The organism is Streptomyces sp. WP-1 (assembly GCF_030450125.1).
Lineage (GTDB): Bacteria > Actinomycetota > Actinomycetes > Streptomycetales > Streptomycetaceae > Streptomyces > Streptomyces incarnatus.
On sequence record NZ_CP123923.1, the window covers coordinates 5,642,825 to 5,667,962 of the forward strand.

Consider the following 25,138-nt stretch of genomic DNA (forward strand, 5'->3'; position numbering starts at 1 on the left):
CTGAAAGGACCGCCGTCGTGTCAGAGTGGAGCTTCACCCTCCTGGTCGACCAGCCTCTCACCGCCGAGCAGGCAGACGCCTTCGACCACTGCGATGCCCTCGCGGACGGGTCGGTCTCCTACACGCTGGGTCCTGAAAGGCCCGGAGACCACGCGCGTGTCCCGGATGCGAGCGCGCTCAGGGAACTGTCCTGCGACATCGACGCCCCGACCCTGCTGGACGCCGTCGCCCAGGTGGCCCGCGACCTCCGTCTCATTCCGGGACTGCGGGCGATCGGTGTCCGGTACGACGACACCGTGACCCTGGAGGAGGCCGCCCAGCGCTGCGGGCGGGAACTGTCCCGGTGGCGGAAGGAGTTCACCGGATTCCCGGCCCCGGAACCCGGCGTCGGCGGTACGGAGTTCTACTCCTGGCGCAAGATCACCGAATGGCTGGCGCGCATCGGTGAGGACGTACCCGAGACGCCCCCCGACCTCCTCGTCGCCGACCGCGCCCTGCGCCTGGCCGACGCCCTCGAAGGCACCGACGTACCTCCCGGCACACTGCGCTCCCTGGGGCTCCCCGCCACCTGAGTCTCACCCTCCCCGCCTGGGGGCTTTGGCATGATTTCGCAAAGCCGTCGGGCGAGACCCAACCCGACCCGTCATCCCGTCCGTCTGAACAACCGGCAAGGCGCAATACGGCGCTTTCGGAAGGAAACGGGTCTCTCCAGACCAGGGGGACTCGGGGGAGGGAAGCACATGAACGGGACGAATAAGGCGCGCGGCGTTCGCGCGGTCGTGATCGGCGCGCTGGGGCTCGCCTCGGTGACGCTGGCCGCCGTACCGGCGTTCGCCAAGGGGGATGTGGCGGTCACGGTGCCGCGCACGGCGCACGTCGGCAAGACGTTCACCATCAAGGCGGACGGCGACGACGACATCGCCGGCTACCTGCACCAGCTGTGCCTGGAGGAGCGCACCGGCAAGCAGACCTGGCACCAGGAGAACTGCACCACCCCGGCCAAGGGCGACGCCCGCATCACCACCCACGGCTCGGCCGCCCACCGCGGCGACCTGCAACTCCGCGCCGTGCTCTACGGCCTGAAGAACAAGCACGACCACCACCCCGTGCGCCTGCACACCTCCAGCGTGGCCACGGTCCACATCCGCTGATCCCACCCACGCGGCCGCGGGCTGGTCGACACGACCACCGCCCGCGGCCGCGCGACTTCTCCTCGCACCCATGGCAGGAGCGGCAGCCGGTGTGACCCACCGGCCGCTCGCTCCTGAGCCGGTGTCCGGTCAGCGGGAGGCGTAGCCGAAGCGGCCCCCGGTGTTGGGGAGCCCGCCCTGGCCGGGCTGGTACGAGGTGATCGCGGCGTTGCTGCCGCCCGCGGTCACGTTGGCCAGGGGCAGAGCGTGCAACGCGCCGTACTTGGACGGGCCGTAGGGCATACCGACGTACAGGCTGGTGCCGGTGTAGTGGATGCTGGAGCCGAGTTGCTGATCGACACCGGGCGTGCCGGGGATGCCGGAGGTGCCGGCCTCGATCCAGCGGTCGCTCGCGCCGGGCGAGCCCAGCAGCGAGAAGGTGGTGATGGCGCCGGCCTTGGTCGCGGTACCGACCGCCTCGCCGGGCGCGCCGACGGCGAGCTTCATCGTCGCCGCGGTGCTGGCCATGCCGGGCGTGGTGTTCACGGCGGCCAAGGTCTGACCGAAGCGGTCACCGGCCTCGGAGGTACCCACGACGTCGTCCGCCGCGGTGCCTGAGCTGTACACGTTCATCTGGGTGAACGTCCCCGCGGCGGCGAGGCGGAAAGTGATCACGTTGCCGGCGTCGCTCTTGTTGACGCCGTCGATGTCCAGGTCTTCACCGGGCGCGCCGACTGCGAGTATGGAGTCCGTGGCGGATGCCGCGCCCGAGGGGCGGTAGGGGACCATGGCCAGGGACTTCCCGAACTGGTCGCCTGCTTCGGCGCCGCCGGAGACCCTGTCCGAGTCCTGGTCGAGGCCGAACAGCGGTGTCGGACGATTCTCGGAGTTGAGTTTGTGGGAGAAGACCACCACATTGCCCGCCCCGGCATCGGCACCGATGGCATCGCCGGGGGCACTGATGGCGATGTGGTTCGCGTCGGCCGCGACGGCGGCGCCAAAGTTGTCGTTGGCCTCCACTGCGCCAGGCACATCCGTGCTGTCCTGGGTGATGCCCACATTGGCCGTGGTGATGGCGGTGCTGGTGCTGTCGTGCACGTAGAAGGCGATACCCGCCTTGGGCACGGAACCGATCGCTTCGCCCGGCGCGCCGATCACCAGGAACGGCTCGCCGGAGGCGGTGGTGCCGGCGGCCAGCGCTTGGCCCATCCGGTCACCGGTCTCGGGCGTCGACGCGTTGATGGACCCGGTGCCGGTCTGCTGCTCGAAGTGGGTGTCCTTCACCGTGCCGGTGCCGATACCGCCCGGCGCGCCGTACAGGACATCGACCATGCCCGCGTCGGTGGCCTTGTCAAGATCCTCCGACGGGGTACCCACGATCAGGTCCGTGCAGCCGTCCTGGTTGTAGTCGACGGTGTCGATGGTCTCGCCGAACCAGTCGTCCGCTTCGGAACCGCCCGGCACCCAGTCCAGGTCCTGGTCGATCTCGGCGGTGCCTTTGCCACCGCCGTAGACAACACGGACAACGCCGGCCCCGTCGTCGCCGCCGACCGCGGCCTTGGGGTCCGAGATCGCCGTGTCCTCGATGCCGTCGCAGTTGAAGTCCGTGACGGCAGCCGCCTGGACGGTGGAACTGATCCAGTCACCCAGGTCGTCCACTCGCGCATTGCGTGCGTCGGTGCGGGTCTCGGCCGGCTCCTGCCCGAAGCAACCGCCCTGCCAGGAGCGGGTGTTGAGTGAGGCCAGCTCGTAGCTTCCGCCGATGGCACGCAGGGCCGGTGCACCGGTGTCCCCCGCGCAGACAGCGGCGCCGTTCTGGCCGCTGATTTCCATGGTGCCGGACTCCACGGTGGTCACCTTGAAACTGCCGGTGTGCAGCTTCAGCGGGGCCCACTCCGTCTTCGTGCGGCCGTAGCCGGCCACGGTGAGTGTCTCCCCGGCGGCCGGAGCGGCGGCGCTCAACTTGACCGGTGTGATTCCGCCGACGGGTCGAGACAGCCGGGCCAGGACGATGTCGCGGTCCGCACGGGGTGCCAGCTCGACCACCTGCCTGACCTGGCCGGCGGTACTGGTCAGGTCAGTACGGCCGAGGACGGCGGTGGTGGCTTTGGAGGGCTTGCCCGCGCGGACGGTGGTGCCGCGGTCGGGGTCGGCGGCGAAGCAGCTCGCCGCGGTGAGGACCCACTGCGGGTCGACGAGTACCCCGGTGCAAGCCCGGTCGCCGGAGCCGATGGTGAGATGCGCGGTGTACGCGAAGGAACCGTTGGCCGCGGCGCCACCGGTGATGGCGTAAGCGCCGGGACCGGTGAGCACACCGGACACGACGGCGGCGGCGAGCAGTGTGCTCGTCAGCGCCGCGTAGGGGCGGGGGTTGGACACGTGGACTTCCTGGTGGTTCATGGGTGCGGTGGGCGCTGCGGAGGTGTACGGGTCGGCCCGTGGTCGGCGGTCTGCCGTCCGTCCGTGGCTCCCGGGAGTCGTGGGGCCCGGTGAACAGAGCTGCGGGGCTCACCGAATCCGACTGGTCGTGCCCGCTCTTGCTGGGCCGAGGGGTCAGCCCTTGACGCGGAGTTCGATGAGAACGGAGCGCTTGGCGGCGCTGCCCGCCTCGCCGACGGGTGTGTAGTCGTTCTTGGGCGCGTTGACCACGGTCTCCTTGCCCTCGGCGGTCAGGGTGGCCTGGACAGGGTGGTCCTCGGTCCAGATTCCGTACGCGTCGGGCAGCTCCATGGCCAGGTAGCCCTGCTTACCGCTGGCCTTGAAGCAGAAGAACATATCGGCAGTGCGGGACTCGACCTTGATGTCATAGGCCGAGTCGCAGCCCGTGAGGATGATGTGGCCGTCACCACGCTTGAGAACGATCTTTCGCTCGGCCTGGATCCGGGCGGCCCCCGGGTAGTCGAAGGTCTCGACCGCGGACGGCATGTCCGAAGCGCCCGGCTGCGGCGAGGTTGGTGCGGAGCCGTCGGCCGACGCGATCGCGGCGAACCCGACAGAGCTGAGCATGACCGTCGCGGTGCCGACCGCGAGTGCCTTGACGGCACGGGAAATCACCACAAAGTCCTTCCAGTTGGTGAGTAGTGGGGCATCGCAGCCCACAAGGGGTACATAAGTAAAGCATATGTAAGATTGACTTTAAGATACCCCCTCTATTCCTCCACGCTCAGGTCAAATTGACGGCCGGTCGATCGTCGAACCCGCTTTCGGCCGGCGGCGATCGCCCCGCCGCGATCCATCTCATCGCCGGTATGCCAGGCAGAAGTGGATGCGGTGGCCGTGGCGAGACGGCGAGGGGGTGCGTGACGATCGAAGTGGACGTTGTATGACAAAGCGTTGGCGCCCTGTGCGGGCGTCACACAGACGGACCCATGAGTCCGCGCGGAGCCGTACCCGACGGTCCGGCCTGTGCGGCGGTGTGACCGCGGGGCTGCTTTCCACCGCTCTCGCGATAGGGCTCCTCGGTCCGGCTCCGGCCCTGGCCGACGACGACTCCGAGTACATTCTCAACCGCGGAATCGTCGTCGAGTACTGGCGCGACGGCGGTAGCGGTGTCAAGGAAGCCGCCGAGCGCGCCCTGCTCGGCACCGAGGACGACATCCGTGCGTTCGTCAGGGACCAGCCGGCCCTTCAAACCGCGGACGACCGGGTGGAAGTCAGCCGCATCATCAACGCGGGTGGTCCGGCGGTACGTGGGGCGGCGAAGACCGCTCTCGCTTCGCAGAACGCGGATGACGTGGCGGCGTTCCTGCGCGATGGCTGGAAGGCTCCGCTGGAGCAGGACCGGCGTGTGGAGGTCTCGCGGGTCGTCGATCTCGGCGGCCCTGGTGTGCAGGACGCGGGCAAGGCGGCTTTGCAGGGTTCGCCCGAGGACGTGGCGAAGTTCCTCTCCGAGGGGCAGTACACAGCCCGTGAGGCCGACAACCGGGTGCAGGTCTCCCAGTTGATCGCCTCCGGCGGTACGGCGCTGAAGGCGGCCGGGAAGCTGGCTCTGCAGGGGACGCCGGACGACGTGGTGGAGTTCCTGGAGGTCGGGCAGTTCATCGCCCGTGATCACGATCAGGAACATTCCACGATCGCTCAGTTGACCGCGCAGGCCCAGCAGGCGGGCAAGCAAGCCGAGGACGCCACCAAGTCCGCTCAGGAAGCTTCCGCGAAGGCGATCGCGGCCTCCGAGCTGGCCAAGCAGGCGGCGGACAAGGCGGCCAAGGAGACCGCGGCCGCGAAGAACGACTCGATCAGGGCCGCGGCCAAGGCCCGGCAGGCAGCCGAAGCGGCGAAAGCGGCTGCGGAAGCAGCGCAGACCGCTATTAACGCGGCGAGCGCCGCGAATCGTTCGGCGCGTATAGCCGCGTTGGCGGCCGCGCAGACCTCGGCCGCCGCCACCGCCGCCGCCAACGCGGCGAGCGCCGCGTACAAGGCGGCCGCGGACGCGGCCGGTGACGCCAAGGCCGCGGGCAAGGCGCGGGATATGGCCAAGCAGGCCCGTGCCGCCGGAGCCTTGGCGAAGAAGTCGGCGGACGCGGCCGATCAGGCCGCCAAGGCGTCCACGGCCGCCCGTGCCGCTGTCGCGGCATCCCGGAGCGCGACGGGCAACGCGAACGCGGCCGCTGACTCGGCCGACGAGGCCAACCGGGCTGCGGAAGCCGCAGGCGTGCACTCCGCCGAGGCGCAGGCCGCCGCGGCCGAGACGCGACGCCATGCCCGCGAGGCCGCCCGTGCCGCTGACGCCGCCGACACGCTCGCCCGCGAATCGGCCGAGGCCGCCGGAGAAGCGCGGGACGCGGCGAACTCGGCGGCGACACACGCCGAGAACGCGGCGGTCGCCGCGGAGGAAGCCGCCAAGCAGGCCGGCAAGGCGACGGACGCGGCCAACCAGGCGGCCAAGCAGGCGGCCAACGCGAAGAAAGCCGCCGCCACCGCGACCGCTGCCGCCGCCACCGCGCACAAGGTCTTCGACGTCGCCCGCAAGACGGAGGCTGAGGACCTCGTCAACCGCACCAACGCCTCCATGGAGGCCGCGCAGTCGCGCAAGTCGGCCACCGACACCTTCACCTCCGCACTGGCCAAGGTCGCGCTGGAGGACAAGCGAATCGCGGAGGACACCGCCGCCCTCGCGGCGGAGGCGGACAAGCCCGGCGCCGACAGCGCCGCGATCGCGGCCAAGGGGCGCGCCGTTGCCGTGCGCGCTCTCAAGCAGTACGGCGCCTGGCGCCAGGAAGCGGCCGCCGATGCGCTGAGCGGTGATGACGAGGCAGTCCTCGACTATCTGCGTACCGGTGCCGAGCAGGGCGCGACGGACGAGATCCGGCAGCAGGTCACTGACCTGGCGGCGACCAGTCCCTACGACGCCGTTCGCACCGGTGCGCAGAAGGCGCTCCAGGGCAGCGACTCGCAGGTTCGCGACTTCTACACCACTGGTCAGTACACGGTGGCCACCGCCGACTACCGCGTGCTCGTCTCCCGGATCAACAACGCCGGTGGACCGGCCGTGAAGGACGCCTCCGAGGCAGCCCTCGCCGACGGCAGCCCACAGGCCATGATGTCTTTCGTCAACGGCGGCCAGTACATGGCTCGCAACTCCGACGAACGGGTCCTCGTATCCAAGCTCGTCGACGAGGGCGGTCCGGAGGTGCAGGCGGCGGCCAAGATCGCCCTCACCGGCCCCGCCGACGAGCTGCATGAGTTCATCCAGGTCGGTCAGTACATGGCCGACCGCAAGGACAAGCTCTCCCAGACCCATGTCGCGCAGATGCGACGGCTGCTGAGCGACGTCGACGGCATCGCCGCCACGGCGCGCAAGGACAGCTACCTGGCGGCCCAAGCCGCGGCACAAGCCAAGAACGCCAAGACCGAGGCGGATAAGGCGGCTGCCGACGCGAAGGAGAACGCGGAGCAGGCGGGCAAATACGCCGAGGACGCGAAGAAGTCCGCTGATCAAGCCCAGCAGAGCGCGGACAAGGCGGCCCAGTCCGCGAAGACCGCCCGCAGTGCTGCGGACCGGGCCGAGCAGGACGCAGCCGGCGCCGAGGAGTCTGCCGCCCAGGCGGCGTGGTCCGCGAACTATGCCCGTGACTCGGCCACCGTGGCCAACAACGCATCGCTTGATGCTCGGGCCTCCGCCATCTCGGCCGGCAAGAGTGCCGCGGAAGCTGAAACCGCCGCGACACAGGCATGGAAGGACGTACTGAAGAAGCGTCTTTCGGAGCAGGCCGAGGCCAACAGGAAAGCAGCGGACGAGCGGAAGAAGCAGCGCGAGCAGGAGAAGAAGACCAAGGAAAAGAAGCGCTGTGTCGCTTACATGTCCCGGGACAGCGTGCCTCCGTGCGCGATGGCGGGACAACCTCTGGAAAATCCGGAGGTGGCCCCTGATCTGGCAAAGCATCTGCTTGACGGCGGCATGATGGTCCTCGGTATCACGGACCTCATCGAGTGCGTCGAACACCCCACCCTGGTGGGATGCGGTCTGGCCGTGGCCGGTGTTCTTCCGGTCGGTAAGCTGAAACTGCTCAAGAAGGCTGAAGAGGGCGTCGAAGCCATCGCTGAAGCCTCTCGGGCAGGGAAAGTGGCAGCCAAGTGCCTGAAATGCTTCCTGCCCGGCACCAAGGTGCTCATGGCCGGCGGCTCGACCAAGAACATCGAGTCCGTCGAGGTCGGGGACCAGGTCGTGTCGACCGATCCGGCCACCGGAATCACCGGATCGCGGACGGTGACCGATCGCATCGTCACCGAACACGACAAGCACTTCAACGACCTCACACTCGAGACCAGCCACCAGACCGAGCACCTCACTGCGACGAACGAGCACCCGTTCTGGTCACCCTCGGCCGGAAACTGGGTGCGTGCCGACCGGCTGACCGCCGGAACCACCCTCCGTACAGTCGACGGCACCACCGTCACGGTCCGGGACAACCGATCGTTCGAGAAGACGGCCCGGACGTACAATCTCACCGTCGCCGACCTGCACACCTACTATGTGCTGGCGGGCCGGACGCCGGTTTTGGTCCACAACAGCAATTGCCCCAAGTTCATCGACGGGGAGATCTGGGGTGAGACCTTCGAGACCGGAGGCCATAAGATCGACCTGATGGCGGAGGTCCGCGCCTCCGGAGACACTCTGCATCTCGACGATCTTTCGGTTTTCCCTCAGGGAACCAGTGGGCTCGAACGGGCGCCAGTCGGAATCGACAAGGTCATGGAATTGAAGCGTCCCATGGCAGAGATGGCAAAGTCCGAAGGGTTCAACAAGATCGTGATCAATTACGAACGTCATATACCGCGGAAGGACGGCAGTATTTTCAAGCGCCGTGGCTCTATGACGCTGGTGGTCGCAGAAATCCTTGGGAAGTAGAGAAATGAATCGAACCATCCTGGACAATCTGGCTTCAGAAATGTCTGTCCGCAGCCTGGGGCGCGAGGATGTATTCCAGGAATTGCGGGATCGGGGTTTTTCTCCCACAGAGGCGATTTACATTGCTTCTCGCGTCCTCGGGCTGTCTCTGGCCGAGGCGAAGACCGCGATCTACGAGAGCGCCGCGTGGCGTGACCAGCACGCTTACTGGAATCAGATCCAGTCCGGCCTTGAGGGATGAGTCACTGAGCCTGATGAGTGAAGCGGTCGAGACAAGCGACGATGCCTGCCTGACCCGGTGAACCGAGGAGCCCCGCTGGTCCAGGACCAGCGGGGCTCCTCAGACCGCTGAGCGGAGTGCACACCGAACCGCGCACCACCGCCGCGCTGATCCAGGGCCGGGACACCTCCGGGGCCTGAGACGTGCCGCGTCACCCCGCCGTGTGGGGGGAGGTCTCCTCGGCCACCCACCTCAGATACGCCTCGGAGCCCCCGGTCACCGGCAGTGTGATCCACTCGGGGACCTCGTAGCCGTGGTGCTCGGCGACCCAGGCCGCCAGCTCCGGCAACCGGTCCGCGGTCGTCTTGTACGAGATCCGCCACTCCCGCGCCGTCTCGATCGCCCCCTGCCACCGGTACACCGCGGTGAACGGCGGGTCGATATGGGCGCAGGCCGCCAGACGGTTCTCCACCGCGCCCCCGGCGAGGGCCTTCGCCCGCCCCTCGTCGTCGATGGTCGTCTGCGCGATCACGATCTCGATCTCGGTCTTGATCTCGGCCATGCAACTGCCTTTCCGGGTCGGGGGATACGACCCTAGCCACCCTCAGGGCGAGACTCCGTCGCCCGCGTCGCGCAGGCCCCGGAAGAACGCCCGGATGTCGCCACGAGCAGCTCCGGCTGCTCCATCGCCGCGAAGTGCCCGCCCCGGTCGAACTCCGTCCAGCGGACGATGTGGTCGGTGCGCTCGGCGACATGGCGCAGCGCGATGAAGTTCTCCCGGGGGAAGGAGGCGAACGCGGTCGGCGTCGAGGACGGCTTCGGCGGCCGGCCCCGGTAGGCGGCGTGGGCGCGCTCGTAGTAGAGGCGTGCGGCGGAGGCGGAGGTGTTGGTCAGCCAGTACAGCATCACGTTCGTCAGCAGGTGGTCGCGGTCGACGGCGTCCTCCGGGCCGTCGGCGGAGTCCGTCCACTCCTTGAACTTCTCGGCGATCCAGGCGAGTTGGCCGACGGGTGAGTCGGAGAGCCCGTAGGCGAGGGTGTGCGGGCGGGTCGACTGGATGTCCGCGTAGCCCTGTTGCTCCCGGCTCCAGGCCCGCATCCGCTCCCAGGACGCCCGGGTACGCTCCCGCTCCGCCGGGGTGAGCGCGGCGAGTTCCTCGGGCGTCGGCTCGGCCGTGGCGCCCGCGCCGGGGAGCAGGTTCAGGTGGACGCCGATGACGCGGTCCGGGCGGATGCGGCCCAGCTCGCGGGAGACCGCCGCGCCCCAGTCGCCGCCCTGGGCGCCGTAACGGCCGTACCCCAGGCGGGACATCAGCTCGCCGAACGCGGCCGCGACCCGGCGGTACTCCCAGCCCTTCTCGCGGGTGGGCCCGGAGAAGCCGAAGCCGGGGATGCTCGGCAGGACCAGGTGGAAGGCGTCCGCCGGGTCGGCGCCGTGGGCCCGGGGGTCGGTGCCGCACGAGGCCGCACGAGGCGATGCGACGCGAGGCCACCCGAGCCCGGCCGAGCCGCCGAACCGAACGTCCCGTGACCACTGTCACGCCCCGCCAACCCGCTTGTCAGGCAGACGAATTGGGAGACTTCACGAAGTGCTGAGCCCGCTGGACACGGGGGCCGGCTCGGCCTCGTCCGCACCGGGAGGCACCATGCGCAGCAGAACCGCCGAAGCCGTCGGACAGCCCGGCGCACCCTGGGGCTGGTTCCTGGCCTGGGCCGCGGTCGGCGCGGCTGCCGCGCTGGGGCTGGCCGCCCTGCTGTCCGTCGGCGTGCTCCTGCTCGCGGCGGCGCTGCCGGCCGCCGTCCTCCTGCTGCGCAAGCGACACCTGACCACCGCCGTCGGCGCCCTCGCGGGCGCGGCCCTGCCGCTCTTCTACCTCGCGTACGCCAACCGGGGCGGCCCGGGAGCCGTATGCCGGTCGACGGCGACGGAAACCACCTGCACGGACGAATTCGCCCCCTGGCCCTTCCTCCTCACCGGCATCCTCCTGCTCGCCGCGTCCCTCCTCGTCTTTTGCCTGCTCGACCGGCGGCGCGGGAACTGACCCCGGCTCTTCCCGCAAGGCGAAGGGGACGTGCGGCCGATGACGGCCCCACGTCCCCTCCCGAAGAAGCTCAGTTCAGCTCAGCGGAGCCGTTCAGTGCTTCTTGCTGTTGTTCTTGGCGTACGACGCGACGTAGCCGTCCGCCGGAGAGCCCACGCCCGTCACGTCGTCGTAGCCCTTGGTCGCGGACAGGGAGCTGTCCTTGCCCAGGGTGCGGACGGAGTAGAGCAGGCCGCCGGTGGCGTCGAGGCCGTTGGCGTAGTCGACGCGGACGACACCCAGGCCATGGCCCGTGGGGTTGTCCGTGACGTCGTGGAAGACGCCCTTCTTGCCGAACTTCGCGTAGATCGACGGGTTGGCGAAACCGATCGCCTTGCCGCCGGCCGCCTGCTGGGCGAGGGCCTGGACCGCCGCGATGGTCGGCGCGGCCAGCGAGGTGCCGCCGATGCGGTACTCGCTGTACTGCTGCGACCCGTCGGGGAAGGTCTGGGTCTGGCCCACCAGGAAGCCGGTGTTCGGGTCGGCGATGGCCGCGATGTCCGGGACGACGCGGTTGCCGGAGGCGTTGTTCGCCTTGGCGAGCGAGTCCGGGACGACGCCCTTCTGGTAGTACGGCTCGGCGACCGTGCTGCTGGTGCCGCCGCCCGCGCCCGAGGTGAAGGCGCCGGGGAAGTTGGTCCAGCTCTTGCCGTCGGCCGACAGGCTGGACTTCGTGGTGCCCCAGCCGGTCTCCCACAGGTACTTGTCACCCTTGCCGACCGCGAGGGAGGTGCCGCCGACGGCGGTCACCCAGGCGGAGTTGGCCGGGGTGTCGACCTGCTTGGTGCCGGTGTTGGCGACCTGGTCGCCGTCGTCACCGGAGGAGAAGTAGAAGCCGATGCCCTGCACCGCGCCCAGCTGGAAGACCTGGTCGTAGGCGGCCGCGAGGTCCGGCGTCTGGTTGGCCTCGACGTCGCCCCACGAGTTGGAGACGATGTCGGCCAGGTGGTTGTCGACCACCTTGCTCAGCGAGTCGAGCAGGTTGTCGTCGTAGCAGGACGCCGCACCGACGTAGGTGACGTCGGCGTCCGGCGCGACCGCGTGCACGGCCTCGACGTCGAGGGTCTCCTCGCCGTACCAGCCCGACGCCTTGCACTCGTCGGTCCGGGTGAAGTTGGCCGGCAGCGACTGGTGCAGCTGACCGGTCTTCCACGCCTTGTCGCCGTTCTTCGCCGCGTACGTGCCGGCGTCGAAGGCGATGGTCGGCGAGGCGTAGGCGTCGGTGATGGCGACGCGGACACCCTTGCCGGTGTACTTGCCGGCGCCGTAGACCGAGCGCAGCTGCTTGCCGGTGTAACCCTTGACGGCGTAGGGCAGCTTGGTGCCGTACGCGTCCGGCAGCGTGCTCGCGGTCTTCGAGCCGTAGTACGACGAGAACGGACCGGCGTTCTTGAACACCGCGTCCGGGGGCGGCAGCGTGTCGTCGTGGTCGGCCTTGTGCGGGGCGCTGTCCAGACCGGTGACGGTCAGCACGGTGCCCTTGAGGCCCGCCGGGACGGAGGCCGCCTGCGCCGGGGCGCGGTAGGTCTTCGAACCCTTGGCGTAGTTGTGCAGCTGGGTGCCGAACGCCTTCTCGGCGGAGGCGACGTCACCGGAGACGGCGACGTAGTGCTGCGTGACCTCGGTGACCTTCAGACCGGCCGACGTCAGCCAGGACCTGACGGCCGCGACCTGCGCCTTGGTGGCGCCGAAGCGGGTCTGGGCCTGCTTGGCCGACAGGTACTTGCCGTAGGACGGCGAGCTGGGGTCGGCGACCGCCTTGGCGTAGGCCGCGAGGCCCGCCGCGTCCCGGCCGGCCAGGTAGACCCGGGCCTTGACCTGGGCACCGTTGCTGGTGGCGCCCTTGTCCGCCTTGGCCGTGGCCCACAGCGGCTTGGTGCCCTTCAGAGCATTACGGGCGGGGCTGTCCGCGGCGTGGGCCGCGGGTATGCCCAGCGCCAGCGCACCGGCGATCATGGGCAGCGCGGCTGCCATGCTCACGGCGCGCGTCTTGGCGCTATTGGATCTCATAGAACCCCCTGCGATGCGTTGCGCATGCACGTAGTAGGTAGGTACACGCGGCTCCGCGCCGGCCGGCGGCGGTGGTGAACAGCCGGCGAATGGATCACACGATGGGGGCAACTCTGACCGATGAACTGCTCATGCCAGGTAAACGGGACGGAAAGAGAAGCTCAAGTAACCGCCACCTAGGGGCATTTGGGCGGTTTTTCCTTACAGCTGTGTTACGGAGTGACTTGTTCCCTGGTCAGGGGAGCGGTTCGGCTCCGCGCTCCTTGAGCATCTGGGCCATCACCTGGAGCTCCGACTGCTGCGCGTCCACCATGCCCTGGGCCAGCCGTTTCTCCACGCCCACCGTGCACTTGGCCACGCAGCCCTCGGCCATGTGGATGCCGCCCTTGTGATGGTTCGTCATCAGCTGGAGGTAGAAGATCTCGGCCTGCTTCCCGTTCAGGGCCGCGAGCTTCCTCATCTGCGTGTTGGTGGCCATACCGGGCATCAGCGAGCCGTCCTCGGCCGTGACCATGCCGCCCATGCCCATCCAGGTCATCGGCGGGTCCGCCGACACCTTCGGCAGCCCCCACAGATCGAGCCAACCCAGCAGCATCCCGCGCTGGTTGGCCTGCGTCTGCGCGATGTCGTAGGCGAGCCGCCGTACGTCCTCGTTCTTCGTGTGGTCGCGGACGATGTACGACATCTCGACGGCCTGCTGGTGATGCACGGCCATGTCCCGCGCGAAGCCCGCGTCCGCCGAGTCCGCGGCCGGCGTCCTCTGCGCCGCCTTCCCGTCACCGGAACCGGAGCCGGAGACGGAACCCGGGTCGGCGACCGCGTACGTGACGGCACCGGCCGCGACGAGCACCGCCGCCGCGGCCCCCGCCGCCCAGCCGATGGCGCGCCGGCTCACTTCATCACCCCGCCGGTGCACGAGGCACCCGGCTCCGGTGTCTGCGGCCCCTGCACGAAGTCCGCGAAGAACTTGTCCACTTCGGGATCGCTCGCGCTCTTCACGGCCACCTGGTGACCCCACGCCGACAGGATCAGCGGCGACGCCTGGTTCTCGTACGGGCTCATCAGCGAGTACGGCGTCTTCTTCACCTTCGCCGCGAGCGCCTCGATGTCGGCCTTCGCCGCCTTGGGGGTGTACGTCACCCACACCGCGCCGTGCTCCAGCGAGTGCACCGCGTTCTCGTCGTGCAACTGCTGCGTGTAGACGTCACCGTTGCAGTCCGCCCACACCGGGTTGTGGTTGCCGCCCACCGGCGGATGCATCGGATACGACACCGGGGTCGTCACATGGGTCCGCGGCAGCGTGCCCTTCCAGGTGCGCACGCCGTCCTTCCCGGTGGTGAAGTGCCCGGAGTCCCCGGAGCTCTTGCTGTTCACATCGCCGGTGTCCTTGCCGTTGTCGCTGCTCGCGGCCGTGTCCTTCGTGCCGGACCGCGAGTCCACGAGGACGACACCGCCCACGACGAGCCCGGCCACGACGACCACGGACGCGGCGATGACGAGCGTCCGCTTGCGGCGCTCGCGCGAACGCTCGGCGCGCCGCATCTCCTCGATGCGCGCCTTGCGCGCCGCGCTGCTGCTGTTGTTGGCGGAACCCATGAGGCGATGTCCTTCTGGGGCGAGAGAGCGGGCAGGGGGTGGAGCCCGCTGATCGTAGTGGGGGAGTGGCGGGCTGCCGTAGAGCGAGCAGGGCAAAAGGGCTGAATTTGCACCTGGGATGCGTATTATTTACGCTCGCGCCATGAGGCTGCTGCGCTCCACCGACCTCGCCCTGCGCATCCTGATGCGCCTCGCCGTGGCCACCGACGACACGCCCGCGACCCGCACGGTCGCCGAGGGCATGGGCGTGCCCTACACGCATGCCGCGAAGGTCGTCGCCGAACTCCAGCACCTCGGCCTGGTCGACGCCCGCCGCGGCCGAGGCGGCGGCCTGGCGCTGACCGAACGCGGCCGTACGGCCTCCGTCGGCGCGCTCGTGCGCACCTTCGAGGGCGACGACGAGGTGGTGGAGTGCGAGGGCGCCACCCCCTGCCCGCTGCGCGCGGACTGCCGGCTGCGCGGCGCCCTGCGCCGGGCCCAGGAGGCGTTCTACGCCTCGCTGGACCCGATCACCTTGGACCAGATCGTCAGGGACCCGACCGGACCGGTACTGCTGGGCATCTCGCTGCGCCCCTCCTGAACCGGCCCGGCCGTCCGCCCCGGAGACCCCTTCTCGCCGTCCCGGACCTCAGGCGGCGAGCCACAGATCGGGTCCGAAGACCTCGTAGTGGATGTCGGCCGGCGCCACACCCTTCTCGATCAGCCGACCGCGCACGGCGCGCATGAACGGCAGCGGCCCGCAGAGGTAGGCGCGGGTGCCGGGCGCGATGCCGGTCCCGGACAGGTCGACCAGGCCGGTACGGTCCCCGGGCCCGGCGTCCCGCTCGTAGAAGAAGCCGACGGCCGAGTCCGCGAGCTTGTCCGCGTACGCCCGGTGCTCGGCGCGCAGGGCGTGGTCCGCGGGGGAGCGGTCGCCGTGCACGACGGTGACCGGCCCGTCGTACCCGTCGGCCGCGAGCGAGGCCAGCATGGCGACCATCGGGGTCACGCCGATGCCCGCGGAGGCGAGCAGCAGGGGCCGCCCGGCGGCGCCGTCGAGCACCAGGTCGCCGTACGGCTCCGACAACTGGAGGACGTCACCCACCCGTACGTGCGCGTGCAGCCGGTTGGACACCTCCCCCTCCGGCGTCGCGCCCCCGTGCACCCGCTTGACGCTGAACCGCCGTACGTCCTCGCCCGGCGCCCCCGACAGGCTGTACTGCCGTATCTGCCGCGCCCCGTCGGCCAGCTTCACGCCCACGGAGACGTACTGCCCGGCGCAAAAGCCACGCACGGGGGAACCGTCGAGGGGCCGCACCCGGAAGGACACGACATCGGCGGTCTCCTCTTGCCTCCCCACCACCTCCCACTCCCGGAACTCCCGGCCGCCGCTCTCCTCGTACAGCCGCTTCTCGACGGCGACGAGGGCGTTGGCCATCAGCCAGTAGACCTCGCTCCAGGCGGCGGCGACCTCGGGGGTGACGGCCTCGCCGAGGATCTCCGCGATGGCCGCGAAGAGGTGTTCGTGCACGACCGGGTACTGCTCCGGTACGACGCCCAGCGAGGCGTGCTTGTGCGCGATGCGGCTCAGCATCGCGTCCGGCCGCTGGTCCGGGTGCTCGACCAGGTGCCCGGCGAACGCGGCGATGGAGCCCGCGAGGGCCGACTTCTGGGCGCCGGAGGCCTGGTTGCCGCGGTTGAACAGGTCCCGCAGCAGTTCGGGGTGGGCGTCGAAGAGCCGGGCGTAGAAGCGCTCGGTGATCTGCTCGATGGCGGCACCCACGGCGGGGAGGGTGGCGCGGACGGTGGCAGCGGACTTCTCGGACAGCATCGCGGGCTCCTTGCGATCTCGGCTGCTCGAACGCTATTTAAATATGCATCAGAGATGCAAATTTAAAGGAGGTGTCCTGCCTCACGCCCCCACCCCGCCCGGCCGTTACGGATGCCGCCGCCGACAGGCAAGATGGGCGGCAGGGCAGTACACCTGCCGTAGGAGAGGCGTTCAGAAGGTGGACGTCGGGGCGATCAAGGTCCGCAACACGGATGAAACGGTGTTGTGGTGGGATGCTCCTGACCAGCAAGGATGGGGAATCGGAAGATGGACAAGCAGCAGGAGTTCGTGCTCCGCACCCTGGAGGAGCGCGACATCCGGTTCGTACGCCTGTGGTTCACGGACGTCCTGGGCTTCCTCAAGTCCGTCGCCGTGGCCCCCGCCGAGCTGGAGCAGGCCTTCGACGAGGGCATCGGCTTCGACGGCTCCGCGATCGAGGGCTTCGCCCGGGTCTACGAGTCCGACATGATCGCCAAGCCGGATCCGTCCACCTTCCAGATGCTGCCGTGGCGCGCGGAGACCCCGGGCACGGCCCGGATGTTCTGCGACATCCTGATGCCGGACGGCTCCCCGTCCTTCGCCGACCCGCGCTACGTCCTCAAGCGCGCGCTGGCCCGCACCTCCGACCTGGGCTTCACCTTCTACACCCACCCGGAGATCGAGTTCTTCCTGCTGAAGGACCGCCCGCTGGACGGCAGCCGCCCGACGCCGGCCGACAACTCGGGCTACTTCGACCACACGCCGACCAGCGTGGGCATGGACTTCCGCCGCCAGGCGATCACGATGCTGGAGTCGATGGGCATCTCGGTGGAGTTCTCCCACCACGAGGGCGCCCCGGGCCAGCAGGAGATCGACCTGCGCTACGCCGACGCCCTCTCGACGGCCGACAACATCATGACCTTCCGCCTGGTCATGAAGCAGGTCGCGCTGGAACAGGGCGTCCAGGCCACGTTCATGCCGAAGCCCTTCTCCGAGCACCCGGGCAGCGGTATGCACACCCACCTCTCCCTCTTCGAGGGCGACCGCAACGCGTTCTACGAGTCCGGCGCGGAGTACCAGCTCTCCAAGGTGGGCCGCTCCTTCATCGCGGGCCTGCTCAAGCACGCCGCGGAGGCCGCCGCCGTCACCAACCAGTGGGTCAACTCCTACAAGCGCATCTGGGGCGGCTCCGAGCGCACGGCGGGCGCGGGCGGCGAGGCCCCCTCCTACATCTGCTGGGGCCACAACAACCGCAGCGCCCTGGTCCGCGTCCCGATGTACAAGCCCGGCAAGACCGGCTCGGCCCGCGTCGAGGTCCGCTCCCTGGACTCCGGCGCCAACCCCTACCTGGCCTACGCCGTCCTCCTCGCCGCGGGCCTGAAGGGCATCGAGGAGGGCTACGAGCTGCCGCCGGGCGCCGAGGACGACGTCTGGGCCCTCTCGGACGCCGAACGCCGCGCGATGGGCATCGAACCCCTCCCGCAGAACCTCGGCGAGGCCCTGACCCTGATGGAGCGCAGCGACCTGGTCGCCGAGACCCTGGGCGAACACGTCTTCGACTTCTTCCTCCGCAACAAGCGCCAGGAATGGGAGGAGTACCGCTCGGAGGTCACGGCCTTCGAACTCCGCAAGAACCTGCCGGTGCTGTAGACGGCGGACGGGCTCTGCACAGCGGCGATCACCCGGGGCCGACGGACACGACCCGCCCGGCCCCACTCCCTCCCCCCTGTCAGAATCGGGCGCACGCCCATTCGACCTCGGGGGAGCCTGGTGAAGGACGCGACGGAACTGATCAAGGCCCTCACCGGCCTGGCCTGGCCGCTGATGACCGGGGTCGCGCTCTGGCGGCTGTTTCCCCTGATCAAGGAGATGGTCCGGTCCCGGGGTTTCACGATCAAGGTGGGCGAGGCCGAGCTGTCGGTGCAGGAGGTCTCGGAGAGCCTGATCCGCACCACGGCCGACCTCCAGGGCCGGCTGGCCTCCGTGCGCGCACCGGCGGCCTCGCGCACCCTGGACTCCGTGCTCTGGGTGGACGACCGCCCGGAGAACAACGCCACCGAGGTGGCCCAACTCCGCGCCCTGGGCGTCGATGTCGCCCTCGCGAAGTCGACGGACGAGGCCCTGCGCCTCCTCGCCCGCCCCCACCAGCCCTTCGACGCCGTCATCTCGGACCTGAGCCGCAGGGAACGCACCCGCACCAACCGCACCGCCGGCCTCGACCTGATCCGCGAACTGCGCGCCCAGGACGACCCGATCCCGGTCTTCGTCTACGCCACCCCCCGCGCCCTCACCCTGCGCGAGGAGATCACGGACGCGGGCGGCACCGCGGTGGCCGGCTCCTCCACGGAACTCTTCGAACTCCTGCGGGGCCTGGGGGAGTTCCCGACCCAGCGCACCTGAGTCAACAAGCCGTACCCGCCGCGCCACGGGGTACTCCGGCTCCCATGGCGAACATCCTCATCGGCACCTGCGGCTGGACCGACCGCGCCCTCCTCACCAGCGGCTGGTACCCGCCCGGCCACCGCGACACCGAGGGCCGCCTGCGCCACTACGCCACCCGCTTCCCCCTGGTCGAGGCGGACTCCCCGTACTACGCCCTGCCCACCGCCCGCACCACCGCCAACTGGGCGGAGCGCACCCCCGACGGCTTCCGCTTCGACGTCAAGGCCCCCGCCCTCCTCACCGGCCACCCCACCCGCCCCTCCGCCCTCCCCGAGGACCTGCGCACGCACCCCCGCGACGACGCCCTCCTGACCGAACTGTGGACCCGCTACGCCGACGCCCTGGCCCCCCTCCGCCGCGCGGACCGCCTCGGCACCCTCCTCTTCCAGTACCCCCCGTCCCTCACCCCCGGCCCCGACGCCGAGACCTTCATCCGCACGGCCCGCGAACGCGCCCGCGGCTGGCCCTTCGCCGTGGAGTTCCGCAACCCCGCCTGGTGGCAGAGCGCCCGCACCCTCCCCTTCCTCACCGACCTCGACGCCACCGCCGTATCCGTGGACGCCCCCACCCTCCCCCCGACCCCCCTCGTCACCACCCCCCGCCTCTCCCTGGTCCGCTTCCACGGCCGCAGCCCCCACTGGGGAACGGGCAGCAAGGAGGACCGCTTCCGCCACACCTACACCTCCCAGGAACTGTCGGAGTGGCTCCCCCGGATCCACCACCTGGCCACCCGCACCGACGAACTCCACCTCCTCTTCAACAACTGTTGCGGCGACGCCGCCGCGAAGGCGGCGGAGACGATGCGGACGGCCCTCCACGCCACGACGCCGCCGCACCCGCGCACGGCGGGAAGGTGACACGGCGGGTGGTGTCCGCCCGCAGCGGTCGGCTCCGACTCGTCGAACCACTCGACCGACTCTCCGCCGACCCGAGGACGGACACCACCCGCCGGGGCACCGACTCACCGCCTCCCCGAGGCGCGACCCAAGCCACGACGGCGATCAAGTGGCCGCCGCAGGCACCCGGCGACGGCGTTGAAGCGGTCGCCGCAGGCATCCCCACCACGACGGCGATCAAGTGACCGCCGCAGGCAGGCGGCCACGACGGCGCTGTGGGGGCCGCCGCAGGCACCCGGCGACGGCGTTGAAGCGGCTGCCGCAGGCACCCGCACCACGACGGCGATCAAGAGGCCGCCACAGGCACCCGGCGACGGCGAGGCCGCCGTAGGCAGGCGGCCACGACGGCGCTGAGGGGGCCGCCGCAGGCACCCGGCGACGGCGTTGAAGCGGCCGCCACAGGCACCCCCACCACGACGCCGAGCCGGCCCAGGCACCCGACCCGGCACAGCCCGCCGCAGGCGACTACGCTCCCCCCAGGACCAGAGCCGACCCCGAGGGGAGCCCCACAGATGACGCCGGGCCGCAGAAGCAGCACCTTCACGCGCCTGCTCCGACACGGCTTCACCGACGCCACCGCCGCCGAACGCCTCCTCGACACCCCCGAACTCGCCCACGTCCGCGACGACCCCTTCCTCCTCGAAGCCCTGGGCGCCACCGCCGACCCCGACCTCGCCCTGCACGGCCTCGTCCGCCTCCTGGAAGCCCAGCCCGCCCCCGACTTTCACCGCGAACTCCTCGACACCCTCATCGCGGCCAAACCCCTGCGCGACCGCCTCCTGGGCGTCCTCGGCGCCTCCACCGCCCTCGCCGACCACCTCGCCCGCCACCCCACCGACTGGCAGGCCCTGGTCACGTACGAGCCGCAGGACCTCCACCCCGGCGTCACCGAGTTCGAACGCGGCCTGGACGGCGCCACCGACCCCGTCGCCCTCCGCGTCGCCTACCGCCGCTGCCTCCTGTCCATCGCCGCCCGCGACGTCTGCGGCACCACCGACGTCGCCGAGACCGCCGCCGAACTCGCCGACCTCGCCACCGCCACCCTCCGCGCCGCCCTGGCCATGGCCCAGGCCGCCGCCCCCGAGGACGCCGCCGCCTGCCGCCTCTCGGTGATCGGCATGGGCAAGTGCGGCGGCCACGAACTGAACTACGTCTCCGACGTGGACGTCATCTTCGTGGCGGAGGCCACCGACGGCACCGACGAGACCAAGGCCGTCCGCGCGGCCACCAGCCTCGCCTCGCACCTGATGCGGATCTGCTCCGAGACCACCGTCGAGGGCTCCATCTGGCCGGTCGACGCCAACCTCCGCCCCGAGGGCCGCAACGGCCCCCTCGTCCGCACCCTCTCCTCCCACGTCGCCTACTACCAACGCTGGGCGAAGACCTGGGAGTTCCAGGCCCTCCTCAAGGCCCGCCCGGTCGCCGGCGACGAGAACCTCGGCCAGGAGTACCTGGCCGCGCTGCACCCCCTGGTCTGGCAGGCCGCCGACCGCGACAACTTCGTCGCGGACGTGCAGAAGATGCGCCGCCGCGTCGTCGACAACATCCCCCCGACCGAGGTCGACCGTGAACTGAAGCTCGGCCCCGGCGGCCTGCGGGACGTCGAATTCGCCGTACAGCTCCTCCAGTTGGTCCACGGCCGCACCGACCCCACCCTGCGCAGCGGCACCACTCTGGACGCCCTGGAGGCCCTCGCCGCCGGCGGCTACGTGGGCCGCGAGGACGCCGCCCGCCTGGACGAGGCGTACCGCTTCCTGCGCACGATGGAGCACCGCATCCAGCTCTACCGGCTGCGCCGCACCCACCTCGTCCCCACCGCCGAGGAGGACCTGCGCCGCCTCGGCCGCTCCCTCGGCCTGCGCGCCAACCCCGTCACCGAGCTGAACCGCGAGTGGAAACGGCACGCCGGCGTCGTACGACGGCTGCACGAGAAGCTGTTCTACCGCCCGCTCCTGGACGCCGTCGCCCAGCTCGCCCCCGGCGAGGCCCGCCTCAGGCCCGAGGCCGCCCGGGAACGCCTGGTCGCCCTCGGCTACGCCGACCCCGCCGCCGCCCTGCGCCACCTGGAGGCCCTGGCCTCGGGCGTCACCCGCAAGGCCGCGATCCAGCGCACTCTGCTCCCCGTCCTGCTGGGCTGGTTCGCGGACTCCGCCGACCCGGACGCCGGCCTGCTGAACTTCCGCAAGGTCTCCGACGCCCTCGGCAAGACCCCCTGGTACCTGCGCCTGCTCCGCGACGAGGGCGCCGCCGCCGAGAACCTGGCCCGCGTCCTGTCGGCGGGCCGCCTGGCGCCCGACCTGCTGATGCGCGCCCCCGAGGCCGTCGCCCTCCTCGGTGACGGCGACGGCGCGGCGAGCGGCCTGACCCCCCGCGGCCGCACCGCCCTCGAACAGGAGATCCTGGCCGCCGTCGGCCGGGCGGAGAACGCCGAGCAGGGCGTCACCGCCGCCCGTGGCGTCCGCCGCCGCGAACTCTTCCGCACCGCCGCCGCCGACATCGTCGCCTCCTACGGCACCGAGACCACCCCCGTGCAGGCCGACCAGGGCGCCCTGGTCGACCTCGTCGGCGGCGCCGTCTCCGACCTCACCGCCGCCACCCTCGCGGGCACGCTGCGCGCCGTGGTGCGGGCCGGCTGGGGCGACACGCTGCCCACCCGGTTCGCGATCATCGGCATGGGCCGCTTCGGCGGCCATGAACTGGGCTACGGCTCCGACGCGGACGTCCTGTTCGTGCACGAACCGCAGGACGGCGTGGACGAACAGGAGGCCACCGCCGCCGCGAACAAGGTCGTCGGCGAGATGCGCCGACTGCTCCAGCTGCCCAGCGCCGACCCGCCGCTGCTGATCGACGCCGACCTGCGCCCGGAGGGCAAGTCGGGCCCGCTGGTGCGCACGCTGAAGTCGTACGCGGCGTACTACCGCCGCTGGTCACTGGTGTGGGAGTCGCAGGCGCTGCTGCGCGCGGAGCCGTTCGCGGGCGACGCCGACCTGGGCCGCCGCTTCGTGGAGCTGATCGACCCGCTGCGCTACCCGGCGCGCGGCCTGAGCGAGGACTCCGTGCGCGAGATCCGCCGGCTGAAGGCCCGCATGGAGTCGGAGCGGCTGCCCCGCGGCGCCGACCCCCGGCTGCACACCAAGCTGGGCCCCGGCGGCCTCTCGGACGTGGAGTGGACGGTCCAGCTGCTCCAGCTGCGGCACGCCCACGAGATCCCCGGGCTGCGTACGACCCGCACCCGGGCCGCGCTGGCGGCCGCGCGGGAGGCGGGCCTGCTGGGCGAGGAGGAGACGGCGACCCTGGACGAGGCGTGGGTGCTGGCCACCCGGGTCCGCAACGCGGTGATGCTGGTGCGCGGCCGGGCGGGCGACACCTTCCCGACCCAGCCCCGCGAGCTGGCCGCGGTGGGCCGCTACCTGGGCTACGGCGAGGGCCACGTCGGCGACATGCTGGACGCTTACGGCCGTACGACCCGCAAGGCCCGCACCGTCATGGAGGAGCTCTTCTACGACGACGAGGCGTAACCGGGCCGGCGGCCCGCGCCCTCGCGTACTCCGCGCGGCAATCCGTACGGCCCCGCCCCGTACCAGAGCCGCGCCACCGCGAACCCGAACGAGAGGCAGACCACGCCGCCCACCGCGTCCAGCCAGAAATGGTTGGCCGTGGAGACGATGACCACCAGTGTCGCCACCGGGTACAGCAGCCCCAGCACCCGCACCCACGGCACCGACGCCAGCGCGAAGATCGTCAGCCCGCACCACAGCGACCAGCCGATGTGCATGGAGGGCATCGCCGCGTACTGGTTGGACATGTGCTTGAGGTCCCCGGAGGCCATCGAGCCCCAGGTGTGGTGCACCATCACCGTGTCCACGAACCCCCCGCCCCGCATCAGGCGGGGCGGGGCGAGCGGGAACAGGTAGTAACCGGCCAACGCGCCCCCCGTGGTGGCGAAGAGCGCGAGGCGCGCGGCCGCGTACCGGCCCGGATGCCACCGGTACAGCCACACCAGGACGCCCAGCGTCATGATGAAGTGCAGTGTGGCGTAGTAGTAGTTCATGCCGATGATCAGCCAAGTCACCGCGTTCACCGCGTGGTTGACGGACCGTTCGACATCGATGCCCAGCGCCTGCTCCGCGCGCCAGATCCGGTCCGCGTTGCGCAGCGCCTCGCTCTTCTGCTCGGGCACCGCGTTGCGGATCAGCGAGTACAGCCAGTAACTCACCGCGATCAGAAGGATCTCGAACCGGAGCCGGGGTCTGCGCGGCCGTCGCAGCCGGCCCAGCAGACCTCGCACGCCGCTGCCGGCCCTGCCCGTGTCGGTCCGGGGACCGGCCGCCTCCTCGCGACCTTCCCACTGCGTCACGGTCGAGTCACTCATAGGCATCAAGTCTGCCAGAAAACGGCCTCAGCGCCCGATCATCCCGGAACCGGGGCCGCCCCGCATGTTCTGCGGCTTCTACGGCGCGCGCAGGAGGTGCGGCGCCGAGGCCGTGGACCCGCGCACCACCAGCTCCGGCATGAAGACGAACTCGCTGTGCGGCGCGGGCGTACCGCCGATCTCCTCCAGCAGCGTGCGCACCGCCGCCTGCCCCATCGCCGGGACCGGCTTGCGGACCGTGGTGAGCGGCGGGTCGGTGAAGGCGATCAGCGGGGAGTCGTCGAAACCGACCACGGACACGTCCCGCGGCACCTCCAGGCCCCGCTGCCGGGCGGCCCGTATGGCGCCGAGGGCCATCATGTCGCTGGCGCACACCACCGCGGTGCAGTCCCGGTCGATCAGCGCCGTCGCGGCCGCCTGACCGCCCTCCAGGGTGTACAGCGAGTGCTGCACCAGCTCGGTCTCCACCGTCTCGGCGCCGAGTCCCAACTGGTCCTGCATCGCCCGCAGGAAGCCCTCGATCTTGCGCTGCACGGGCACGAACCGCTTCGGGCCGAGCGCGAGCCCGATCCGGGTGTGGCCGAGCGAGACGAGATGGGTCACCGCGAGCGTCATCGCGGCCCGGTCGTCGGGGGAGATGAACGGCGCCTGCACCCGCGGCGAGAACCCGTCCACCAGCACGAACGGCACGCCCCGCGCCCGCAGCCGCTCATAGCGCTGCATGTCGGCGGTGGTGTCGGCGTGCAGTCCGGAGACGTAGATGATGCCCGCGACCCCGCGGTCCACCAGCAGCTCGGTCAGCTCGTCCTCGGTGGAGCCGCCCGGGGTCTGGGTGGCGAGCACCGGGGTGTAGCCCTGGCGGGTCAGCGCCTGGCCGATGACCTGCGCCAGAGCGGGGAATATCGGGTTCTCCAGCTCCGGCGTGATGAGCCCGACCAGGCCCTCGCTGCGCTGCCGCAGCCGCACCGGCCGTTCGTAGCCGAGCACGTCGAGTGCGGCGAGCACGGACTGGCGGGTGGTGGCGGCGACGCCCGGTTTCCCGTTGAGGACCCGGCTGACGGTCGCTTCGCTCACCCCCGCCTGCGCTGCGATGTCGGCAAGCCGTGTGGTCACGCCACTGGACTGTACCGGTCGTCTCTCGCCTTGCACACCGCCCGGGCGCCGGGTGCGCGCGGTCGTACGACCCCCTGCGGGTTGCTGCCTCATCGCGCTCCCTCTGCGTTCGTCGTGGCAAGAGCTTGCAGAGTCTTGCACA

At 70.7% G+C, this 25,138-nt stretch carries 19 protein-coding genes and 1 pseudogene; 10 read left to right on the forward strand and 10 right to left on the reverse strand.

Annotated features, from left to right (window positions below):
* The first annotated feature begins 17 nt into the window (after positions 1-17).
* Positions 18-572 carry a hypothetical protein gene (locus QHG49_RS24915; RefSeq protein WP_301491389.1) on the forward strand — a complete coding sequence of 185 codons (555 nt, stop codon included), beginning with the start codon at positions 18-20 and terminating at the stop codon, positions 570-572.
* Between the two features lie 168 nt (positions 573-740).
* Complete coding sequence (locus QHG49_RS24920) at positions 741-1,151, forward strand: hypothetical protein (protein ID WP_301491390.1); 411 nt, start codon at positions 741-743, stop codon at positions 1,149-1,151.
* Positions 1,152-1,280: 129 nt separating this feature from the next.
* Here QHG49_RS24920 and QHG49_RS24925 read toward each other — a convergent pair whose 3' ends face one another.
* Both QHG49_RS24925 and QHG49_RS24930 read right to left on the reverse strand, forming a co-directional pair.
* On the reverse strand, positions 1,281-3,530 hold the full coding sequence (locus QHG49_RS24925; RefSeq protein ID WP_301491391.1) for a trypsin-like serine protease: 2,250 nt from the start codon (positions 3,528-3,530) through the stop codon (positions 1,281-1,283).
* Positions 3,531-3,683: 153 nt separating this feature from the next.
* A complete protein-coding gene (locus QHG49_RS24930) occupies positions 3,684-4,184 on the reverse strand; it encodes a hypothetical protein (RefSeq protein ID WP_241670594.1) in 501 nt (166 codons plus the stop codon).
* Between the two features lie 361 nt (positions 4,185-4,545).
* Between QHG49_RS24930 and QHG49_RS24935 the strand changes: the two genes are divergently transcribed.
* Both QHG49_RS24935 and QHG49_RS24940 read left to right on the forward strand, forming a co-directional pair.
* Complete coding sequence (locus QHG49_RS24935) at positions 4,546-8,478, forward strand: polymorphic toxin-type HINT domain-containing protein (protein WP_301491392.1); 3,933 nt, start codon at positions 4,546-4,548, stop codon at positions 8,476-8,478.
* A 4-nt stretch (positions 8,479-8,482) separates the two neighbouring features.
* The gene (locus tag QHG49_RS24940) at positions 8,483-8,719 is read left to right on the forward strand and encodes a hypothetical protein (RefSeq protein ID WP_301491393.1); all 237 of its coding nucleotides are present in this window, start codon (positions 8,483-8,485) and stop codon (positions 8,717-8,719) included.
* A 190-nt stretch (positions 8,720-8,909) separates the two neighbouring features.
* On the opposite strand, the gene cutA is transcribed toward QHG49_RS24940, so the two are convergent.
* Positions 8,910-9,260, reverse strand: a complete 351-nt coding sequence (cutA, locus tag QHG49_RS24945) for a divalent-cation tolerance protein CutA (RefSeq protein WP_159700829.1) — start codon at positions 9,258-9,260, stop codon at positions 8,910-8,912.
* Between the two features lie 42 nt (positions 9,261-9,302).
* Positions 9,303-10,162 (reverse strand): annotated as a pseudogene (locus QHG49_RS24950) (alpha/beta hydrolase); the annotation flags it as partial.
* A 181-nt stretch (positions 10,163-10,343) separates the two neighbouring features.
* Between QHG49_RS24950 and QHG49_RS24955 the strand changes: the two are divergent.
* Entirely contained in the window at positions 10,344-10,739 is a 396-nt protein-coding gene (locus QHG49_RS24955) for a hypothetical protein (protein WP_301491395.1), read from the forward strand.
* Between the two features lie 93 nt (positions 10,740-10,832).
* Here QHG49_RS24955 and QHG49_RS24960 read toward each other — a convergent pair whose 3' ends face one another.
* The 3 genes from QHG49_RS24960 to QHG49_RS24970 form a co-directional block, all read right to left on the reverse strand.
* Positions 10,833-12,788, reverse strand: a complete 1,956-nt coding sequence (locus QHG49_RS24960) for a protease pro-enzyme activation domain-containing protein (protein WP_301491397.1) — start codon at positions 12,786-12,788, stop codon at positions 10,833-10,835.
* Between the two features lie 235 nt (positions 12,789-13,023).
* Positions 13,024-13,683 (reverse strand): DUF305 domain-containing protein, encoded by a 660-nt coding sequence (locus tag QHG49_RS24965; protein ID WP_145485021.1) that lies wholly within the window; start codon positions 13,681-13,683, stop codon positions 13,024-13,026.
* Entirely contained in the window at positions 13,680-14,384 is a 705-nt protein-coding gene (locus tag QHG49_RS24970; protein WP_301491401.1) for a DUF3105 domain-containing protein, read from the reverse strand. Before QHG49_RS24970 ends, QHG49_RS24965 begins: the two co-directional genes overlap by 4 nt.
* 142 nt (positions 14,385-14,526) lie before the next feature.
* Between QHG49_RS24970 and QHG49_RS24975 the strand changes: the two genes are divergently transcribed.
* Positions 14,527-14,964 (forward strand): Rrf2 family transcriptional regulator, encoded by a 438-nt coding sequence (locus QHG49_RS24975; protein ID WP_301491402.1) that lies wholly within the window; start codon positions 14,527-14,529, stop codon positions 14,962-14,964.
* Between the two features lie 48 nt (positions 14,965-15,012).
* On the opposite strand, the gene QHG49_RS24980 is transcribed toward QHG49_RS24975, so the two are convergent.
* Positions 15,013-16,194 (reverse strand): globin domain-containing protein, encoded by a 1,182-nt coding sequence (locus QHG49_RS24980; protein ID WP_301491403.1) that lies wholly within the window; start codon positions 16,192-16,194, stop codon positions 15,013-15,015.
* Between the two features lie 267 nt (positions 16,195-16,461).
* Between QHG49_RS24980 and QHG49_RS24985 the strand changes: the two genes are divergently transcribed.
* The 4 genes from QHG49_RS24985 to QHG49_RS25000 all read left to right on the forward strand — a co-directional run bounded on the left by QHG49_RS24985 (position 16,462) and on the right by QHG49_RS25000 (position 23,029).
* Positions 16,462-17,823 carry a glutamine synthetase family protein gene (locus QHG49_RS24985; RefSeq protein ID WP_145485017.1) on the forward strand — a complete coding sequence of 454 codons (1,362 nt, stop codon included), beginning with the start codon at positions 16,462-16,464 and terminating at the stop codon, positions 17,821-17,823.
* A gap of 120 nt (positions 17,824-17,943) precedes the next feature.
* Complete coding sequence (locus tag QHG49_RS24990) at positions 17,944-18,573, forward strand: response regulator (RefSeq protein ID WP_145485016.1); 630 nt, start codon at positions 17,944-17,946, stop codon at positions 18,571-18,573.
* A 44-nt stretch (positions 18,574-18,617) separates the two neighbouring features.
* Positions 18,618-19,472 carry a DUF72 domain-containing protein gene (locus QHG49_RS24995; protein ID WP_301491404.1) on the forward strand — a complete coding sequence of 285 codons (855 nt, stop codon included), beginning with the start codon at positions 18,618-18,620 and terminating at the stop codon, positions 19,470-19,472.
* Between the two features lie 551 nt (positions 19,473-20,023).
* Complete coding sequence (locus QHG49_RS25000; protein WP_301491405.1) at positions 20,024-23,029, forward strand: bifunctional [glutamine synthetase] adenylyltransferase/[glutamine synthetase]-adenylyl-L-tyrosine phosphorylase; 3,006 nt, start codon at positions 20,024-20,026, stop codon at positions 23,027-23,029.
* Here QHG49_RS25000 and QHG49_RS25005 read toward each other — a convergent pair.
* Entirely contained in the window at positions 23,011-23,883 is an 873-nt protein-coding gene (locus QHG49_RS25005; RefSeq protein ID WP_145485013.1) for a phosphatase PAP2 family protein, read from the reverse strand. The two genes, QHG49_RS25000 and QHG49_RS25005, sit on opposite strands and share 19 nt — an antisense overlap.
* A 78-nt stretch (positions 23,884-23,961) precedes the next feature.
* The gene (locus QHG49_RS25010) at positions 23,962-24,996 is read right to left on the reverse strand and encodes a LacI family DNA-binding transcriptional regulator (protein WP_145485012.1); all 1,035 of its coding nucleotides are present in this window, start codon (positions 24,994-24,996) and stop codon (positions 23,962-23,964) included.
* Positions 24,997-25,138: the final 142 nt, after the last annotated feature.

Excerpts from the sequence above, each read along its gene's own strand:
- QHG49_RS24920 (WP_301491390.1), top strand. The coding sequence starts at position 741 with ATGAACGGGACGAATAAGGCGCGCGGCGTTCGCGCGGTCGTGATCGGC.
- QHG49_RS24925 (WP_301491391.1), bottom strand. The coding sequence starts at position 3,530 with ATGAACCACCAGGAAGTCCACGTGTCCAACCCCCGCCCCTACGCGGCG.
- QHG49_RS24940 (WP_301491393.1), top strand. The coding sequence starts at position 8,483 with ATGAATCGAACCATCCTGGACAATCTGGCTTCAGAAATGTCTGTCCGC.
- cutA (WP_159700829.1), bottom strand. The coding sequence starts at position 9,260 with ATGGCCGAGATCAAGACCGAGATCGAGATCGTGATCGCGCAGACGACC.
- QHG49_RS24955 (WP_301491395.1), top strand. The coding sequence starts at position 10,344 with ATGCGCAGCAGAACCGCCGAAGCCGTCGGACAGCCCGGCGCACCCTGG.
- QHG49_RS24960 (WP_301491397.1), bottom strand. The coding sequence starts at position 12,788 with ATGAGATCCAATAGCGCCAAGACGCGCGCCGTGAGCATGGCAGCCGCG.
- QHG49_RS24970 (WP_301491401.1), bottom strand. The coding sequence starts at position 14,384 with ATGGGTTCCGCCAACAACAGCAGCAGCGCGGCGCGCAAGGCGCGCATC.
- QHG49_RS24975 (WP_301491402.1), top strand. The coding sequence starts at position 14,527 with ATGAGGCTGCTGCGCTCCACCGACCTCGCCCTGCGCATCCTGATGCGC.
- QHG49_RS24980 (WP_301491403.1), bottom strand. The coding sequence starts at position 16,194 with ATGCTGTCCGAGAAGTCCGCTGCCACCGTCCGCGCCACCCTCCCCGCC.
- QHG49_RS24985 (WP_145485017.1), top strand. The coding sequence starts at position 16,462 with ATGGACAAGCAGCAGGAGTTCGTGCTCCGCACCCTGGAGGAGCGCGAC.
- QHG49_RS24995 (WP_301491404.1), top strand. The coding sequence starts at position 18,618 with ATGGCGAACATCCTCATCGGCACCTGCGGCTGGACCGACCGCGCCCTC.
- QHG49_RS25000 (WP_301491405.1), top strand. The coding sequence starts at position 20,024 with ATGACGCCGGGCCGCAGAAGCAGCACCTTCACGCGCCTGCTCCGACAC.
- QHG49_RS25005 (WP_145485013.1), bottom strand. The coding sequence starts at position 23,883 with ATGAGTGACTCGACCGTGACGCAGTGGGAAGGTCGCGAGGAGGCGGCC.